General features: G+C 63.7%; 11 protein-coding genes. 4 read left to right on the forward strand and 7 right to left on the reverse strand.

Annotation, left to right across the window (positions count from 1 at the left end; genetic code table 11):
* Positions 1-19: 19 nt before the first annotated feature.
* Both BO39_RS32745 and BO39_RS19535 read right to left on the reverse strand, forming a co-directional pair.
* The gene (locus tag BO39_RS32745; protein WP_156963775.1) at positions 20-1,090 is read right to left on the reverse strand and encodes a hypothetical protein; all 1,071 of its coding nucleotides are present in this window, start codon (positions 1,088-1,090) and stop codon (positions 20-22) included.
* A 385-nt stretch (positions 1,091-1,475) separates the two neighbouring features.
* Positions 1,476-1,889: a DarT ssDNA thymidine ADP-ribosyltransferase family protein gene (locus BO39_RS19535; protein WP_043836591.1), complete on the reverse strand. Its 414-nt coding sequence runs from the start codon at positions 1,887-1,889 to the stop codon at positions 1,476-1,478.
* 1,251 nt (positions 1,890-3,140) lie between these two features.
* On the opposite strand from BO39_RS19535, the gene BO39_RS19545 reads away from it, so the two are divergent.
* Complete coding sequence (locus BO39_RS19545; RefSeq protein WP_043836596.1) at positions 3,141-3,938, forward strand: hypothetical protein; 798 nt, start codon at positions 3,141-3,143, stop codon at positions 3,936-3,938.
* Between the two features lie 38 nt (positions 3,939-3,976).
* Here the strand turns inward: BO39_RS19545 and BO39_RS19550 are convergent, their stop codons facing one another.
* Positions 3,977-4,618 carry a class I SAM-dependent DNA methyltransferase gene (locus BO39_RS19550; RefSeq protein ID WP_211257489.1) on the reverse strand — a complete coding sequence of 214 codons (642 nt, stop codon included), beginning with the start codon at positions 4,616-4,618 and terminating at the stop codon, positions 3,977-3,979.
* A gap of 179 nt (positions 4,619-4,797) precedes the next feature.
* Here BO39_RS19550 and hxsB point away from each other — a divergent pair, with 179 nt between their 5' ends.
* From hxsB to hxsA, 3 genes are read left to right on the forward strand one after another with little or no spacing between them, the layout of a single operon-like run.
* Positions 4,798-6,393 (forward strand): His-Xaa-Ser system radical SAM maturase HxsB, encoded by a 1,596-nt coding sequence (gene hxsB / locus BO39_RS19555; protein WP_169742789.1) that lies wholly within the window; start codon positions 4,798-4,800, stop codon positions 6,391-6,393.
* Positions 6,390-7,595 (forward strand): His-Xaa-Ser system radical SAM maturase HxsC, encoded by a 1,206-nt coding sequence (gene hxsC / locus BO39_RS19560; protein WP_043836598.1) that lies wholly within the window; start codon positions 6,390-6,392, stop codon positions 7,593-7,595. Before hxsB ends, hxsC begins: the two co-directional genes overlap by 4 nt.
* 47 nt (positions 7,596-7,642) lie before the next feature.
* Positions 7,643-8,224 (forward strand): His-Xaa-Ser repeat protein HxsA, encoded by a 582-nt coding sequence (gene hxsA, locus BO39_RS35245; protein WP_408735175.1) that lies wholly within the window; start codon positions 7,643-7,645, stop codon positions 8,222-8,224.
* 2,318 nt (positions 8,225-10,542) lie between these two features.
* Here the strand turns inward: hxsA and BO39_RS32750 are convergent.
* The 4 genes from BO39_RS32750 to BO39_RS19575 all read right to left on the reverse strand — a co-directional run bounded on the left by BO39_RS32750 (position 10,543) and on the right by BO39_RS19575 (position 16,406).
* Positions 10,543-10,986, reverse strand: coding sequence for a hypothetical protein (locus tag BO39_RS32750; RefSeq protein ID WP_156963777.1), 444 nt, complete (start codon positions 10,984-10,986; stop codon positions 10,543-10,545).
* A 719-nt stretch (positions 10,987-11,705) separates the two neighbouring features.
* Positions 11,706-13,067 carry an energy transducer TonB gene (locus BO39_RS34495; RefSeq protein WP_156963778.1) on the reverse strand — a complete coding sequence of 454 codons (1,362 nt, stop codon included), beginning with the start codon at positions 13,065-13,067 and terminating at the stop codon, positions 11,706-11,708.
* Positions 13,064-14,335, reverse strand: a complete 1,272-nt coding sequence (locus tag BO39_RS30215; RefSeq protein ID WP_169742790.1) for a S1C family serine protease — start codon at positions 14,333-14,335, stop codon at positions 13,064-13,066. The genes BO39_RS34495 and BO39_RS30215 overlap by 4 nt, the downstream gene beginning before the upstream one ends.
* Before the next feature lie 190 nt (positions 14,336-14,525).
* Positions 14,526-16,406, reverse strand: a complete 1,881-nt coding sequence (locus BO39_RS19575) for an ATP-binding cassette domain-containing protein (RefSeq protein ID WP_052402330.1) — start codon at positions 16,404-16,406, stop codon at positions 14,526-14,528.
* Between the last annotated feature and the right edge of the window lie 112 nt (positions 16,407-16,518).

The following is a 16,518-nucleotide window of genomic DNA, read 5'->3' on the forward strand; positions in this document are numbered from 1 at the left end:
CTGGCCAGAGCTTGTGAGTTTAGTTAATAGCTGGCGCAGAAAATCCAGGGACAATCCATTCTTCCCAAATTCTGTCCAACTCAACTCTTTCTTGTGCGTCACAATATTCATTCGCAAGTGCGAACAAATTTCTGAGTCGCTGGCATTTCTCCTCCCTGGTAGGCGGCCCACGATGGGGCTTGCCCAGTGCTGCTACCAATTCATCCATCTCAGTCCGCCCCCCCTCTGGCAGCTCGCTGCTCAAGTAAGAACAAGAAACCACCTCGGGGCGAGAAACCAAAGGCATCAATCTGAAAACAAAGCGATGTAGTATTTTGTCTTGTGTAACCACCACTGGCTCCCCCAACCATTCTGCGCCGAGAGCATTAAATAGTGAGGCTGAAAGCCAGAGAGAAAGATCTCCGGCCCTGTTCTGCAGGTACCTTGCAGTAATGTATGGCGCTTCTTTTTTCTTTTTTATTTGATAATCAAAAAAAGCCCTGACGTAAGAATACGCGTTCGTTTTGTCTCCAACAAGCTTGAGGTGCTGATTATTCTTTAAGAAAAGAGATACTGCTGCCAACAACAAACAACATGAAAATCTCGGGATGTCTGCGTCCCTGATTCTTGTGAGCTGCCGCAGAGTGTGGTCATTCCCCTCTCTGCTGTCCAACAACTTCTTGGTTAATGCTATGTAGGCAAATTGCAGGGCTCCATTGTACCTTAGCGCCTCGCTATTCCTTTGCAGCCATTGAGCCCGGTCCAGAGCGAAATCTTTGGGAAAATAGAATCCCTCTCGCACAAAACCTGAGACGTATTCCGATATTTTCGCGGCGGGATCGGAACGGAATGCCTCGTTTGAAAGCCACTGCTCTACCAGAGCCATGTTAATGTTTAAGTTATAAGGCCGCCGCAGTAATGGTTTGAGCTCTGATAGAGTTTTCGGTCTCAGGAGCACGTTGCTATCGATAAGGAGTTCCAAAAGAGGCTCCGCTGTAGCTTGATCGACGAAGGGCCAGATTACTGCAGTGGCCGCACCTCCGCTGCCCTCAGCAACTAGTAAACGCTTAATATAAGGGACCAACTGTCCGGTCGTACTGGGTTGGTACATATGTGCTCCGAGTTTAAAAGTTTCGTACCAAAGTCGGTTCGCAAGTGGCTCAAGAAAAATCGAGTCCGTTTCCGCATCGTGATCGAGTGTTGGGGTAGGTACGCGTGGCTCCCACGTTCGACGGAGACGCACCGATGCTCACCAGCCCCGCTGTCCTTGCCCTCTTCGCCACGTCCCGCCGGGACGCCCGACGCGCCCGCACTGGCGCAGCCCTGGCTGGCGGTCCGCGCACCGCCCGTCGCCCACCTCTCCCCGGACGGCCGCCTGATGGTCTGGCGAACACTTTAAGGACGCTGCCGCCCGAGGACACCTGAACGCCGGTTGAGGGGGTGTGTTCAGGAACGGGAGCGGCTTTCCCGCAGTGCTGCGTCGGGGAACTGCGGCGTCAGAACTCATGGAACGGCACGTTGCGATCCCCACCGTCCTTCTGGTTCAACCCGTCCATCATCGTCTGCGCCTTCGAGCCGAGGCGCGCCCAGCTGACGCCGACACCCATGATGAGTTCGGGCGCGATCCTCCCGCGCACCTGCACCTCCGCGTCCACGCGGGTCGACTGGTGGAGGCCGAGGCCAACCGCTCCTCGGTAGGACTCTCCTTTGAAGGTCGCATTGGGTGCCACGTCCTCGAACATGGTCCGGAAGCGCCAGGAGCCGCCGCTGACTTTCCTGCAGGTGCTCAGGTCGGCGTGCGACGCGTTGCGGTAGCAGAAGCGGCAGTTGTGGGTCCACAGGATGCTGGGCTCGAAGAAGAGGATCTCCCAGGTGGAACGCGGGGCCAGTTCGCGCTTGCGCTTGAGCATGACCCAGGCGGGTCGGAGATGGAGAGCGGGGTGGCACCGAGCTCATCGTCCAGCCGCTAGGAATCGGTGTAGGTGTATTCGATGCCTTCTGCGTCTAGCTCTGCCCGCGGTAAAAGGCCGTGCTCGACGATCCTAGAGAGGTTTACGAACGGCGTGAAGTGTACGAGTCACGGGCTGCCTCGTGCCTCGTGCCTCGTGCCTCGTGCCTGCGCCTCGCGCCTGATGTCGTGCCTGTAACTCATGCTCGGACGTTGTAGGTTCTGGGACGTTTGCGAGCCAGCGAAAGGCGGCGTGATGTCTCGGCTCCAGGCCCCGCAGCACTACGAGTGTAGCACAACCAACGAGGGGACCGTGCGCGCGGCTGGCGGCCTATAGCCTCTCTAGTCCGGGAAGGGAGCCTCGGCTTCCCGATTCCACCATTGGTGGTGGTAGCCTCGGAACCCCTGGACGTCGTCCGGAATGGTGCAGGCGACCGCCCTGCCGTGGCGACAGATCATCAGCCGGTGTCGATCCGCATGAGGCGGGTCTCCGTCGCCCATCCGTGCAGCCTGCTGTGGGCGACAACTTCCGTCACACCATCTAGCCCTTCAACGCTCCCGGGGCGATTAGGATCCCGGCTGTCCGACAGGCGTCGTCCAGCTCCACGAGCTGTCAAACTCGCCTCCAACCTGCCGCTCGAACCAGGGCTCTAGGCCGGTGCGCTGCATAGGCGCCTCGTAGGCCGCCATGATGTGCCGCACGACGCGATGGCGAGGCGGTCGAACCAGTAGCGGATGAAACCCATTCTCCGGTTTTCGGCGACGTCCACATGGGAGAAGGGGCTAGTCTCGTTCGCGCAGGTCACCGCGGCGGGGGCGAGCCGGTGCTGGGCCTATGTCGTGTCCAGCCAGGCGGGCCTGTCGCCGTCGAGCGAGATTGCGTCCTTGCCGAATACCTCCCAGACCACCTTGTCTAGCCGCAGGCCGTCCAGGAAACAGTCTATATCCGCCGTGGCCGATTCGTGGACGCCCTAAGCCGCCTTCGCCTCCTGCTTCGTGGCGGCCTCGGCCTTGGTGGCGTTCCGGGCGCGGGCGTCGCGTAGCCTCCCGACGCGTTCCGACAGAGACGTGTCACGTTCCTCCCTCGCGGGTCCCGGGCAGCCTGTCCCTATGAGGCCGACCGTCCAGGCAAGTGTCAGGCTGAAGGGGGTTGCGGAACTGCGGCGCCGGGCACAAGTTCATCATGAACTTTATTTAGGATGGATTTTTCCTCATGGCTCGGATTGCAGCGACCCCGACCCGCAAGAACCCGCCGAAGTTTCCCGCCAAGGCCGCGGAGACGGCCCGGAGGAAGCCCCCGATCAGCCTAGCTCCGAAGAACAAGGGCTCCACCAAGCCTCCCGCGAAGGCCCCGCCCGCTCCCGTCATCCGGGGCTGGGCGGAGTTCCGCGAGAACGGCGGTGAGCTCATCAAGCACGTCGCCCTGACCGGCAATGAGGTCGCGCTGAGCAGCAGCAAGACCGTGCCGCACGTCCGTCTGCGCCGGGCTGCCAACTGCCCCGACGAGGTGGCGGCGCTCAGGAAGATGTGGGGCGAGACCGCGGAGGGCGAGCCGTCCTGCGAGCTCCTGTTCGCCAAGAGCAAGAAGCACCTACTCGAGGTCCGCTCCCTGGTCGTCACGGGCCGCCCGGTGTTGCTGCGCTCGGGCAAGGCGATCGTGCTCGCGGACCGGCATCCCGACTGCCCGCACTCCTTCGTGGACGCATACCTGGCGCACGAGAAGGCTCACGGGGAGCAAGGCACGGCGCACAGGACCCTGGTCTGGGCCCGTCGCGCGGCCCGGCGCACGCGTGAAATCCAGTCGATGAACGAGAACATTGAGGCCGCGGTACTGGGCGTGACCCGCGGCTTGGCCGGTGAGATCCGCGACTTCCTCAAGGAAGTGACCATGAACGCCGAGACAAAGGATAAGATGGAGCAGATGCTGAAGCGTCTGCAGGCCCAGGAAGGCGCTAAGGCCTACCTGGAGAAGCTGAAGCTGCGCACCGCGGCAGACTTGGAGCGCTACTGACGCAGGAGGCCGAGCTTGTACGTCGCGCTCTTGGCGTCCTAGAGGATCAGGTGCCGAAGAAGCGGAAGGGCGCCCGTCCCGTCATCCGGAAGGCGGAGGACCATAGCCGTCCACGATACGTCTGACCGCCCCTGGAGGTCGGGGGACGCCACGGTCCGGACGACCTGCATGCCGTGGTCCCGTGCCAGGGTTTCGACCTCGGCCAGGGTGACAGGGTATCCACCACGGCCGTCGTCGGGGCCGTGGCGGAGCGTCATTGCCAGTAGCCCGCCGGACCGCAGCAGGCTGACCATCTTCCGGAACGCTCTCGGCCGGTCTGTCGGGGCGACGTGCTGCCAAACTGCGCTGAGCAAGACAACGTCGGCGGCGAGACCGGCGCGGGACGCCGTTGTCAGGCCCGGGAGGCTGTCTGTCAGCCACCTGATCCTGGGAGACGGGTGCCTCCGCTCGGCCTCAACGCGCATCCCCGATGACGGCTCGATGGCGATGACCTCGTATCCTGCCGCGGCGAAGGCTCCGGCGTCACGTCCGGTCCCTGCGCCGATGTCGATGACCACAGCCGGTGGACTGGGCAGGAGGTCAGCCAGCCAGTCCCGGGTGACCATCGGCGCGATTGCCTCATATGCGGACGCCAGCCGCGAAGCGTTTGCATCGTACCAAGAGATCACTGTCGGCTGCACGCAGCGACCATAGCAGCCATCGGGTCGACAGGCTCAAGCAAGCCACCCCGGGCAGACTGCCCACTCTCGCTAAGATGACGATAGTTTAACCTTCGGTGCGGCTCCGCAAGGGATTTTCAACTTCAGAACGATCGAACACAATCAGCGGTGGAAATGAATGGGGGGGGATCGGTCCTTCGGTGACTGCTGTCGAGACCTCTCCCGGCACCGCCTCGCCCTCTTCCCTGTCATGGGACGCTGCCGGGCATTGGCGCGCCCTCATCGAGGAGGAAGCCTTCAGCCCAGCGCATCGGAGATCGCTGCCGGAGCAGAGCGAACTCGGTGCGGGCGGATATGGTCTTCTACCACATCGCTCTGTCCGGATTGCCGATCTTCCTGGGCAGGTCCTCCTGACAAACGACGTCGGTGAGTTCATTTTCCTCACCGAGGAAGACGCATCGCTGCTCCGGGCCGGACGGCTCCCCACAGGGACGCCTGTCTACGATGATCTCCTCGCCCGCCACATGGTCCATGAGGGGCGCACGAACACCCCGGTCAGGCTGCTGGCGACGAAGCTCCGGACGCGGAAGGCTTTCCTGAGAGAAGGTCCCTCCCTCCACATTGTTGTTCCTACGCTTCGGTGCGACCACTCCTGCCTCTACTGCCAAGTCTCCCGGCGGCGGGTCGACGAGCCGGGCTTCGAGATGTCCCCGAAGGACGCTCTTGCCGCAGTGGACCGCATCCTCGAAAGCGATGCCAACCACCTGACGGTGGAGTTCCAGGGTGGCGAGCCGCTACTCGCATTCGGCACGATCCGGCTGATGACGGAGGAGATCGCACGCCGCGCCGCAACTGGTCGCGTCACCTTCTCGATGACGTCGACGCTCCATCACCTAACTCCGCAGATCGCCACCTTCCTGGCCGAGCACCGCTTCCAGATCTCGGCGTCCCTGGACGGCCTGTCGGACATCCATGACCTCAACCGGCCCGTGCCAGGAGGCATGTCCTTCCAGAAGACGGTGCAAGGCGTGGACCTAGCTCGCCAGATCCTCGGATCGGGATCGGTCGCCGCGATCACGACGATTACCAGGCGTGCGCTGGCCTACCCGGAAGAAACCGTGGACACCCTTGTGGGGATGGGCTTCCGGTCCCTGTTCCTGCGGCCTATCAGCCCTTTCGGCTTCGCCAACCGGACGGCCCGTAGAACGGGCTATCCTGTCCAGGATTTCCTAGTCTTCTACAGGAGAGCACTGGCTCGAATTCTTGAACTGAACCAAGGCGGGATGGAGATCGAGGAGGCTTATGCAGCCATCCTCTTACGGCACATCCTCACGCCGTTTCATTCGGGTTATGTAGACCTGCGGTCACCCGCAGGTGCCGGGCTTTCGGTCCTAGTCTACGATTATGATGGCTCGGTCTACGCGTCCGACGAGGGGCGCATGCTGGGGGCAGTGGGTGATCGGACCTTTAGGATGGGTTCCGTCCAGGAGCCTCTGCCGACACTGATGACTTCCAGCGCGATACGGGAACTTGCTCGCGGTGGGATCGCCGAAGAGCAGCCCGGCTGTCGCGACTGCGCCTTCCTGCCCTACTGTGGGGCGGATCCCGTGCACCATCATGCTGTCCAAGGAGACGTCGCGGCGGACCGGCTCTCCAGCGATTTCTGTCAGCGGCACACAGGCCTATTCGGCATGCTCTTCACCATGTTGGCGACTTCGGATGAGTGGACCAGGGATGTCCTTCTCGGCTGGGCGACCGGGCAAGGTCACGGCGTGAAGCACGTAGCTGCGAGATGAGCCTTCCGCTCCATACCTTCGCAACGCTCCAGGGTTTTGGTCCCCATGCGCGTCTCCTGAAGGCGCTCAGCCTTAGGGAAGCTCTAAAATCCTCCTTTCCGCCGCCCTCGGTCGCGGTGGACCTGCGCGACCCTGGATTGGGGGACGTCGATCCGGCGGCATTGGCTGGCGCTGGTTACGGCGCCGTCGTGGGGATGCCTGGCCATGGCGCGGCATCGGCTGCAGCGGGCCTGCCACTGGTGCATTCCCTCCGCCGGGATGATGTCGTCGCGCCAGGAGATGTCGTCCGGGTCGAACCCAAGGGCTCCCGCATTTCCGTCCTCTACCGGCGGGGAGCGAACTCGAACTCCCTGTTTGTCACCGAGCGCTGCAACAGCCTCTGCCTTATGTGCAGCCAGCCGCCGCGCCCGGATGACGATGGGTGGCGCCTAGATGAACTGATTGATTTGGTGGGCCTCATCGATCCTGACCTGTCGATGCTGGGCGTCACCGGCGGTGAGCCGACACTCCTAGGCCGAGGCCTGACCCGGCTTCTCGAAGCAACCAGGGCGAAGCTGCCGTCTACCCGCCTCCACATTCTTTCGAATGGGCGCCTCTTCCACGACGCCCAGTTGGTTGAACGGATGGCTGCCGCGGTGGGAAGGGCGACCTGGGCCATCCCGCTCTACGCGGATATCGCACGCGTGCATGACCATGTCGTTCAAGCACCAGAGGCCTTTGAGGAGACCCTGGAAGGCATTCACAACCTGGCCGAACACGGACATGCCATAGAGGTCCGCTTCGTGGCCCACGCCCTCACTGTTCCCAGGCTGCAGGGTCTCGCCGAGTTCATCTGGCGTAACCTGCCCTTCGTTGAGCATGTCGCCCTGATGGGTCTGGAGCCGATGGGCTTCACCCGTCGTAACCGGGACGTCCTGTGGATCGATCCCGCGGAAGCCGGGAAGGCCGTGGCCAATGCGGCCGAGTACTTGGCCCGGCGGGGCATGACGGTGTCGATCTATAACACGCCCTTGTGCCTACTACCCAAAGTGGCCTGGCCCCTCGCACGCCGGAGCATTAGCGACTGGAAACAGGACTATGCCCCGGAGTGCGAGCCCTGCTCGATGCGGGATGGCTGCTCCGGCTTCTTCTCGTCGGCCGACCTCTCTTGGAGAGGCAAGGACATCCGCCCGATCCGGGATCATGAGGTGATGACTGTATGAGTGAGCATCCCAAGAGAACGGGTTCACTAGCCAAGTTCTTTTACAAGATGCTGCCAGGTCTGGCGGTGGCACCCTTGGGAGGGCCTGACATCGCAGCGGCTGACGTTCCCTCTGTCACCGTTCCACCCGATGAAGGCGCCCGGCGTCCGTTCGTAATGGAGCGGACGACATACGCGGACGGGCCAGAACTTTACGCGGGCCATAGTAGCCACCGCAGTCATTCGAGCCACCGTAGCCATAGCAGTCACTACTCGGGTTCCGGATCGAGCGGCTATAGCTACTCGCCGTCACCCTCCTACACGCCTCCTCCCTCCTACTCGCCGCCGTCCCCCCCTCCTGCGGCGAACACGCAACCTGCTGCTCCAAGCGGCTCCACCACCCCTCAGCGAGCGGCACCGTCCCAGCCGTCGCAACCATCTCGGGACGACACGTGCACAACGGGCGGCCTCGTCATGGCGATGCGGGTGCAGGTCGAGCTGCGAGCACGAAATCTCTATTTCGGCACGATCGACGGCATTATGAACTCGGGAACGACATCAGCTCTCCGGCAGTTTCAGCGCAGTAGAGGCCTGCGCGAGAGCGGGGTGATGGACAATGCAACACTCGGGGCACTGGGCATCACGTGCTGACCCCGCCTAACCACCGGCCGACGCGGCTCCGAGTAGCTCGTAGCATCACCGTCCTGTTTTCCGTGTTGTGCTTAACCCTCGCTGCAGCGTGCATGGGCATCAATTATCTCGCTTGGGAAACCCCGAGCAGGCGGTCGGTCGTCACTGCGAGTGTTCAAAATCCCTTGACCAGCTTTTCGTCATTAATCGATGTCGGTCGCAGCGAGATCTGGACGGAAGGTGGCGTAATCATCCAAGCCCTAGACGCATGCACTGCTGAGCAATGCGGACAATTTGACGTCTTAGGCATTCTTCCCAAGGTTATTCTTCGCGAACCATCCAGCCCGGAGTTGGGTGGCGCTGCACTGGTTGCGAACCCCGCAGCCCTGATCCGGATCGGGGAGGCGTGCTTCGAAGAGGCAATCCGCCCGATAGCTATGAGCGAGATTAGGGAGGAAGTTCCCGGGTGGGTTTCGGCGATCGTGGCCGACGCCATCACAGTCTCCGCAGTTAGCAGAGGATCCCTCCTTCCCAGCGAGGTCGCTGCCCTCGGGCTAGTCATAGCAATTGTGCTTCTCCTAATGGTGGTCCGCTTGCGAGCCTTGGCGGCACAGATCGAAAGGAGGCCTCCAGATCTCCCTGACAAGCCACCTGCCGATCTGCTCCGCCAAGTAGCAAGAGCTGAGAACGAGGAGGCTCGTGCCCGCGACGCCCATGCATCTGCTCTCAATGCAAAGGAGATGGCCCAGGCACAGGGAGACGATGCCTCCTGGAAGGACCTGATACCTGGCGTCCGTGCATTAAAGGATCGTTGGGCACGGCAAGCCTGTGAGCAGAGCGAGCAACGTTTGATCGCTGCCTCCAGGGAAGTCGATGCAGCAGTGCGTGCGCACCAGGCCGCCGACGGAGCAGTTCAGGCTTGGCTGACGCGTCGGAACGAGGAGCAGCGTTGCCTGGAAGTCCGGTTCGCGAACCGGTACGGCAAGGCTCGCCGGACCGGCGTGGTCACAGCTTCGCTTGCTGGGATGACCACAGCTCTTCTGCTAATTGTCACTGCTGGTGTTCCGGTGCCCTTTTGGGGAGAGGCAGCATCTTCCGTGCTGAAGCCCGACAGCGCACTTCAGTCAGCACTGGAGGCTCACCCCGAGCTCGTTCGAGTTTTTGCTCATCACTGTGGAATTACACCACACCCTGATCCAGGAGAGGTCAGGCCCCAACTCGTTAGCTTTACCAATACGCTCAGCCCGCCCGATAACAGCAGCAACGACGACCGTCAGCCAACCAATCGGCTACCGAACTGCACTGTAGGCAAAGCCTGTGGAATGAGCTGCATTCCTCAAGACCGTGTCTGCCGGGTTGGCATGACTGGGCCGGGCCTCGCTTGCGGACAAGGATGGATCGCCGCCAATAAGGTTTGTCGAATCGAGGTGGTGGCTAACCGCCCATCGCCATCCACTTCGTCATCCCAAGGGGCCATACCTGCCGGAGCACCGTCACCTTTCAGTGCATCCGGCAGCACCTCCACAGCTCCCCCACTGCTGCCAATAGTACCTCAGGTAGGTAGCCAGCCTCCCTTCTCGTCGACCACGACGAGGCCGAGCGAACGCTACATCGATTCGTACACCCGTCGCGATGGGACGCGAGTTGAAGGCTACTATCGTACGCTTCCAAACAGTACGCGAGATGACAACTATTCGCGGCGGGGGAATACCAATCCACACACTGGGTCTTCCGGAAAACGGTGATCGGCAGCTGCCGTGTCGAATTGCGGTTCCAAAAAACCGCTATTTGCGGCCGTGCCTCGAAGCCATGCCCCATGTTGCCCGGATGTAGCGGCCGCCCAGTCCTGGGACGGCGTCCAGGCCCGCGGACGGGCGCTCGAACTCGTTGGCATGACCAAAACCTACCTGGATGCGCACCGAGCCTCCATTTGAGGTAGTCACGACTGGCAGAACAAAGCATGCGCGACTACCCTCCCCGGCGTCGAAGCCGGGGAATCGGATGGCAGCCAACACCAGCCCATGGAAGGCGAGGCAGGAGGTGATGGCATCTGCGCTCGTGGACTTCATCACTAGGTGGGAGCTGCACATCGACTGCGGCGCCCCTGGCTGCCAACGCGGCCGCCGAATTCCGATGAGGCAGGTAGAGGCCTACGGCCGATCTTTGGGCATCGCGACAGTGGCAGAGATGACCCGCCGGTTGCGCTGCAATGAGTGCGGTCAGTTGCCAGAAGAGGCCGCCCTTGTTTTGCCGCCAGACGTCCCTCGACGGCGCACGGTGTTCGTCCCACTGGCTGGCAAGGGTGTCCCTCCCTGATAACAGCAGGCTCTCGCCATCCCTCAGCCCTTTGGGTTCCATCCGAACCCAAGGGCCACCCACCTCAACGCGTATCCCAGGGCAGCTACAGCAAGCGGCGGGAGACAGGAAATCATCAATGCAAAGTTCAAGGCTTTCCAACGTGCGGCTGAGATCTCAGCTGCACGAGGGGCGGCCCGATCGCGTTCGAAGGCGACTGCCCAGGCATCCAGATCTGCCCTCGAGATCTCACGGGCGGCGTAGACATAGACCTTGTTGCTGAACTCGATTTCCGTTGTGGTGTCCACGACGGCACGCCCTGGCCAGTCAGCTAGCCGCACCGCCCCCGGAGGCCAAGACCGCAGGGAGTAGTAGTGCGCCTGGATGTAGGGGTTGGTCACCTGACTACCTAACACCAGGGCGATGAAGCCAACCCACAAAACGGAAGCCACGATCCACAACCTCACTAGGCCACGCCAGACAGTCATGAGGGCTCCACAGGGCGATAAGATGGAAGGGGCGAGGGCTACGACACCCTACTCCAGGCCGAAATGGACAGATGCCTAGCCAGTGTCCATCTCGACGTCCGTGGGCTCAAGCAGGTGCGGCGCCTCCATCGGAGCTTGTGCGCAGATCCTGTGTAGGTCGCCATACTAGAGACGGTGATGTCTCTGACGTAGGCTGTGAAGGCCTCTCCCCGCTTCTTCTTGCGCAAGAGCAACGGGCGCCATCCGGTAGATCGCCTTTCGACCAAGGCACTCGCCACGTAGGCTTCAAACAGATGTTTCAGAATCCGCGAGCGGTACAGGCGTTAGCCGTCCGCCGATGCAAGACAGCTCCTCGGAGCTGGGATACTACCGGTCGCGAAAGGGCAGCCGTGCCCCATTCCGTAGATGAGCCTGCCGCAGGCCGTGCAGCCATTCACGAGATTGGTTCCGCTGTTGGTGAGAGGCTTGCCCCAGGCCATCGGCTCGCTGCAGGTGCTGCAATGCGCGAGCAGGGTGTGAAGTCTTTCCGATCAACACTGAAACCCGTGCGGGATTTGCCCGCGCCATTGTAGGAAGGCAGCCTCCTGGCTCATGTCCTGGACACTCAGAAAACTTGGAATGGAGACGACGGCAACGGCAAGCTCGATCATGACGAACACCCCGGCTCAGGTCAGCCCGTCGGCGACGGCTCCCAATTTCATGGCTGTGCCGCAGCGCTCCTACCCACCGACGATGCGCATCGTCGCGCGCGGCACCCCTACGGGCGTGATCGAATAGCTGGCGATCGCCCTGGGATAGGCGGACACGCTGACACCGTCGCGCTTTGCCGGTTGAAACCGCCACCGGAATGCCGCCAGCCTGGCAGCATCGTCCAGCCTTCCAAAACCCGACGACCGATCTACGTCAACCACGATGACGCGGCCATCCTCTGCGACCCTCAAGGCTAGGCCCACCTCTCCAACCTCGCCGGATCGGCGGGATACATCGGGATAGCTTGGTTGGACGAGCGGCTCGATCAGTGTGGCCGGAGAACTTTGGCCTCCTGTCATCAGGGCACGGGCACCCGGCAGCGTAGGCGGAGCGGCCCGCGGACGCTCAGCGAAGGCAATAATTTCCATCCAGGTGCCGACGCTGCGCGTCATCGTCCGCCGATGCACCGAAGGGATCAGGCCTTCCGAGGCGAACTGTCGAAAGGCTTGGAGGCGTTGCTCCTGGTTATATGCACGGAAGAAATCTAGGGGTTCGGCACCTGGCATCTTCCGAAGAAAGGCATCGTGCATACCGGATGCCGCGAGATCCAGTGCACCGCACGCTTCAAAGGACCAGCGCACCTGGGCGCGAGTGAGGTGGGGTGGACGCCGCTCGGCCCAGCACTCCTGCAGGCGCGTAGTCAAGCCGACCATACCTGTCTCGCGGTAGATGATGTCGAAGAGTTCGACGCCACGGGCGATGGCGGTTTCGGACGGACGAGTCGTCCCGGTGTCCGAGGCCGGGATGTCCGCGCTCCCTGGCTGGATGCCTTCCGGGATCACCGGCTGGGACGCCGAAAGGCTCGTCGCGAAGAGCCACATGTCCCGGGCGTCGGCATCCACGACTGCGGCGGTCGACCAGGCCGCGCGGTTCGTCGACCCGTTCGGCAGGCGGCGGTCAACATCGAGCGCGTAGCGACCCAGCCGATGGAGCCAGTCCATGGCCCGGGAGCGCCGGATGACCCGGGTCTGGCCCGCTGCATCGGCGGCGCCGGACCGGGCGACCTCGACGACCAGCGCACCATCCCGTCCGCCGACGTTAGGATCGGCACCCCGGCGGAGCAGCGTGAGACCGAGGTCCAAGCAGTTCAGGCGCTGGGCAACGTACAGGGGCGTCCAGAGCACCCCGTCGACGAAGGGGCCGATTGACAGGCGATCCGCCGGAACGGACGGCAGGGCTGCGGCAAGGGCAGGACAGGAGCCGCAAGCCTCGGGGGCTGCGGTGAGGTCGCACGCGGCCGGTCGGCCTTGGGCGCGTTGCGGCTGCGCACCCGCACCGCTGGCCAAAAGCAGACCGAAACCTGCGGCCAGGACGACGGCAGCGCGCCTCACGATGCCGCGCCCAGGCAGAGCACGCGGACGGTCACCTTCTGCGCCTGGGCCGTAACGTCGGCCTGGGACAGGTCGGGGCCGCGCCGCTCCATCACCGGCTCCACGTTGTGGGCCTGGAGAAAGCCGAGAGCGACAGATCCCTTCATCGCGAAGTTCACGTTCTGCGGGATGTCGCCCGAGGCAACGGCGACGTTCACCGCATTGAGTTTGCTCTGCACCACCCCGACTAGGCGTCCCCCCATGTCGAGTAGCGGCCCGCCCGAATTTCCGGGCTGCACCGGGGCGCTGATCTGGAGCATGCGGCTGTCGTCCCGCAGCCCAACCAGTGCACTGACGTTACCGAAAGTGACGTTGCCGGTGGATGCCAGCAGCCCACCGAGGGGGTAGCCGAAGGCAACGACTGCCTCCCCGTTCCGAAGGGCTTCCAACCGGAGGCTCGCCACATTCGGCAGTGGGGTGGCCACTCTGAGGAGGGCGAGATCGTTCCTCGAATCCCGGCCGACCACGTCGGCTGCCACAGCTGACGCACCGATCTGGATTACCTTCAGGCTGCGGCAGCTCTCGATGACGTGGTCGGCGGTCAGAATGTGCCCTGCATCCGAGACGACGACACCGCTTCCGGAGCCGGTTACCCTGCTCTCGTCGGAAGCCGCTGGCGCAGGGCTGGGGGGCCGTTGGGCGGCCTGGGCTGACTGAGGCGGCGGTGCTGCGGCCAGCGGCGGAGTAGCCCGAGCGGGGAAGGTCACCTCGCCCGCGCGGACCTTCTGCGCACAACCGATGAGTTCCGCGAGCGCGCCGTAGGTTCCGCGGAGGGCGTAGCGCTGCAGCGTCCCGTCCACCACAACGTTCAGGGCCCGACCCTCTCCCAGCCGCCGGAAGGTGCTGGCACCCGAGCGGTTCAGCACCGAGCCTACATCGAGGAAGAGGCCTGTCGGCGTAACCCGTCCGGCAAAGGCGAACTCCGGCTCGTCATCGACCCAAGCCCTGACGCCTCCCGTCTGGTTGCTGGGCACCCACTCCGGCAAGCGAGGTCCCTTAGAGATGTGGAGACCCAGCATCATCCCTGTGTTCAGCAGGATCTCCACCCGATCGCCGGTCGAGAACTCGCTGAGGGCCGAGCAGCCTGCGGGCGCGTTGCCCGAGGATGGGAAGGCCACTCCGTACCAGGACGCGACGGCGAACTGCGGCACGTCCTGAGCAGGGGCAGGCAGCGCCCAAGCGAGGACGAGGAAGGTTACAGCGGCAGCGACCTGACCTCGTTGACGCACTCGCGTCGCCCATCCAGACTCTCTCATACCGAGACTTGTACCCAGCGTCGTTTGATGATCCGTGCCTACTTTGCTTGGAACAAGCCGAATTTGCAACGAAATAGATCCAGGTGAGCGGCTACTTCAGGCTTCAGCCTCACCCGCTCGGCGGGGCACCTAACGTGTCGACGCACCGTTGCTCGTTGCGAGATCAGGTTCCCATCGCAACCATTTCTCCCGATTTTCCCTTTCCCGGCGTGACCGGGAGGGCGACAGCCTGCCTACCTTCCTCGGGATCTGACGGCGTTTCCACCTCCTGGGCATGCCACAGCGCGGCGTAGTATCCGCCTTGGGCGAGCAGCACGGCATGTCGGCCGCGCTCCACGATGCGTCCGTCTTCCATGACCGCGATCTCGTCGGCGTCACGAATGGTGGAGAGGCGGTGGGCGATGACCAGGGTGGTGACGCCGCGCGCCGCCGCCTCCAGCCCGGACTGGATGGCGCGCTCCGTCCGCGTGTCGAGCGAGGCCGTCGCCTCGTCTAGCAGCAGCAGGCGAGGGCGCTTGAGCACAGCTCGGGCGATGGCCACCCGCTGCTTCTCGCCCCCTGAGAGCCGCAGGCCGCGCTCGCCCACCACCGTATCCCAGCCATCGGGCAGGGCCTCGGCTACCGTGTCTAGCTCAGCGGTACGCGCGGCCTCCAGCATTGCCGCCTCATCCGCCTCCGGCCGGGCGAAGAGGAGATTTGCGCGCAGCGTGTCATGGAACAGGATCGTGTCCTGCGGCACCACAGCCACGGCCTCACGGAGGGCCGAGAGGGAGAGATCCGCTACCGGCACGCCGTCCAGCCGGATCGTGCCCCCGTCCGGGCGATAGAGGCCGCAGAGCAGCCGCGCCAGGGTGGATTTGCCCGAGCCCGAGCGCCCGACCACGGCCAGCTTGTGACCGGCCGGGATAGCGAGATCGATGCCGTGCAGCACGGGGCGGCGCGGGTCGTAACCGAAGCGCAGGCCCTCCACCTGCACGGCGACGGGGCCTTCGCCAGACAAGGTGCGCGCTCCGGGGGAGAAGGTTGTCTCGTCCGGCTCGGCCATCAGGTCCCGCAGCCTAGCGGTGAGGTCCAGGCCCTGCACGATCTCCCGGGCCATGTTGCCCAGCCGCTCGACGGGTCCGACCACCTGAAGGACGTAGGCATTCACCAGAACGAAGCCCCCCGGAGTCATGCGCCCCGCCGCCACCTCGCGCGCCGCCAGCAACAGGGTCGCGCCCAGTGCGAGGGTGAAGAGCACCGACAGGGTCAGGCCGTTGCGGGTGGCTGCCCGGTTATAGATGTCCCAGGCCGCCCCCCCACGGGCGAAGGCCTCGCCGATGCGGCCCTCCACCAGCGCCTCGCGGGCGAAGAGCTTCACCGTCTCCTGGCTCGCCAGCGCATCGGCGGCCACGCCCTGGGCCTCCGCGTCGGCACGGGCGGCGGTACGGAAGCTCTCGCGCTGGCGCTGGAGACCGCGGTGGAAGACGAGGCCATAGGCGACGGCGAAGGCGAGCAGCACGCCGACCAGCGTGGCCGGGACAGCGGCGGCAAGCAGCACGGTGGCAACGGTGCTGATCTCGACCACGAATGGCATGGCGGTAAAGACGGCGGCGTCCATCATACGTCTCCAGCCGCGCACTCCGTCGGTGACGGTGCGCGCCAGCTCCCCCGCTTTGCGGCCGAGGTGCACGGCGTGGGGCAGGGCGAGGGCGTGGGCGTAGGCGCGGCGGTAGAGGTCGCGCTCCAGCCCGCGGGCAACCTCCCCGTGCGCGAGCGACACGCCCTGCCGAAGAGCGCGCGACAGCCCAGCCATGGCAGAATAAGCAATGACCGCCAACAGGCCTGCCTCAAGGTGCCCCGTCGTCAGCCGATCTACCGCCGTCGTCAGCGCGAGGGGTGCCAAGCCCTGCACGCCCGCCCCCAATGCGACCAGGGCGGCGACGAGCAGCAGCCGACGCCGGTGCGCGGCCGGAAGGCCCTGCCAGAGCACCGCGTGGAACTGCCGCACCACGTCGCGGAATGGAAAAGGGCGTTCGAGGCCGGTTGGCGGGCGCAGGTCCATGCCAACTAACATGGCGGCGTAGTTTCATGAGCGAAGGCTCACACCTCAGTTTTGACCCTCGTCGGCTTCGAACTGATTGCTCTCCAGAACACCGTCTTCCAGTTGTGGAAGC

Source organism: Roseomonas aerilata DSM 19363 (genome assembly GCF_000711725.1).
Taxonomy (GTDB): domain Bacteria; phylum Pseudomonadota; class Alphaproteobacteria; order Acetobacterales; family Acetobacteraceae; genus Roseomonas; species Roseomonas aerilata.

Coding starts and splice junctions, on each gene's coding strand:
- BO39_RS32745 (WP_156963775.1), bottom strand. CDS start 1,090: ATGTACCAACCCAGTACGACCGGACAGTTGGTCCCTTATATTAAGCGT.
- BO39_RS19535 (WP_043836591.1), bottom strand. CDS start 1,889: ATGCTCAAGCGCAAGCGCGAACTGGCCCCGCGTTCCACCTGGGAGATC.
- BO39_RS19545 (WP_043836596.1), top strand. CDS start 3,141: ATGGCTCGGATTGCAGCGACCCCGACCCGCAAGAACCCGCCGAAGTTT.
- hxsC (WP_043836598.1), top strand. CDS start 6,390: ATGAGCCTTCCGCTCCATACCTTCGCAACGCTCCAGGGTTTTGGTCCC.
- hxsA (WP_408735175.1), top strand. CDS start 7,643: ATGCTGCCAGGTCTGGCGGTGGCACCCTTGGGAGGGCCTGACATCGCA.
- BO39_RS32750 (WP_156963777.1), bottom strand. CDS start 10,986: ATGACTGTCTGGCGTGGCCTAGTGAGGTTGTGGATCGTGGCTTCCGTT.
- BO39_RS19575 (WP_052402330.1), bottom strand. CDS start 16,406: ATGGACCTGCGCCCGCCAACCGGCCTCGAACGCCCTTTTCCATTCCGC.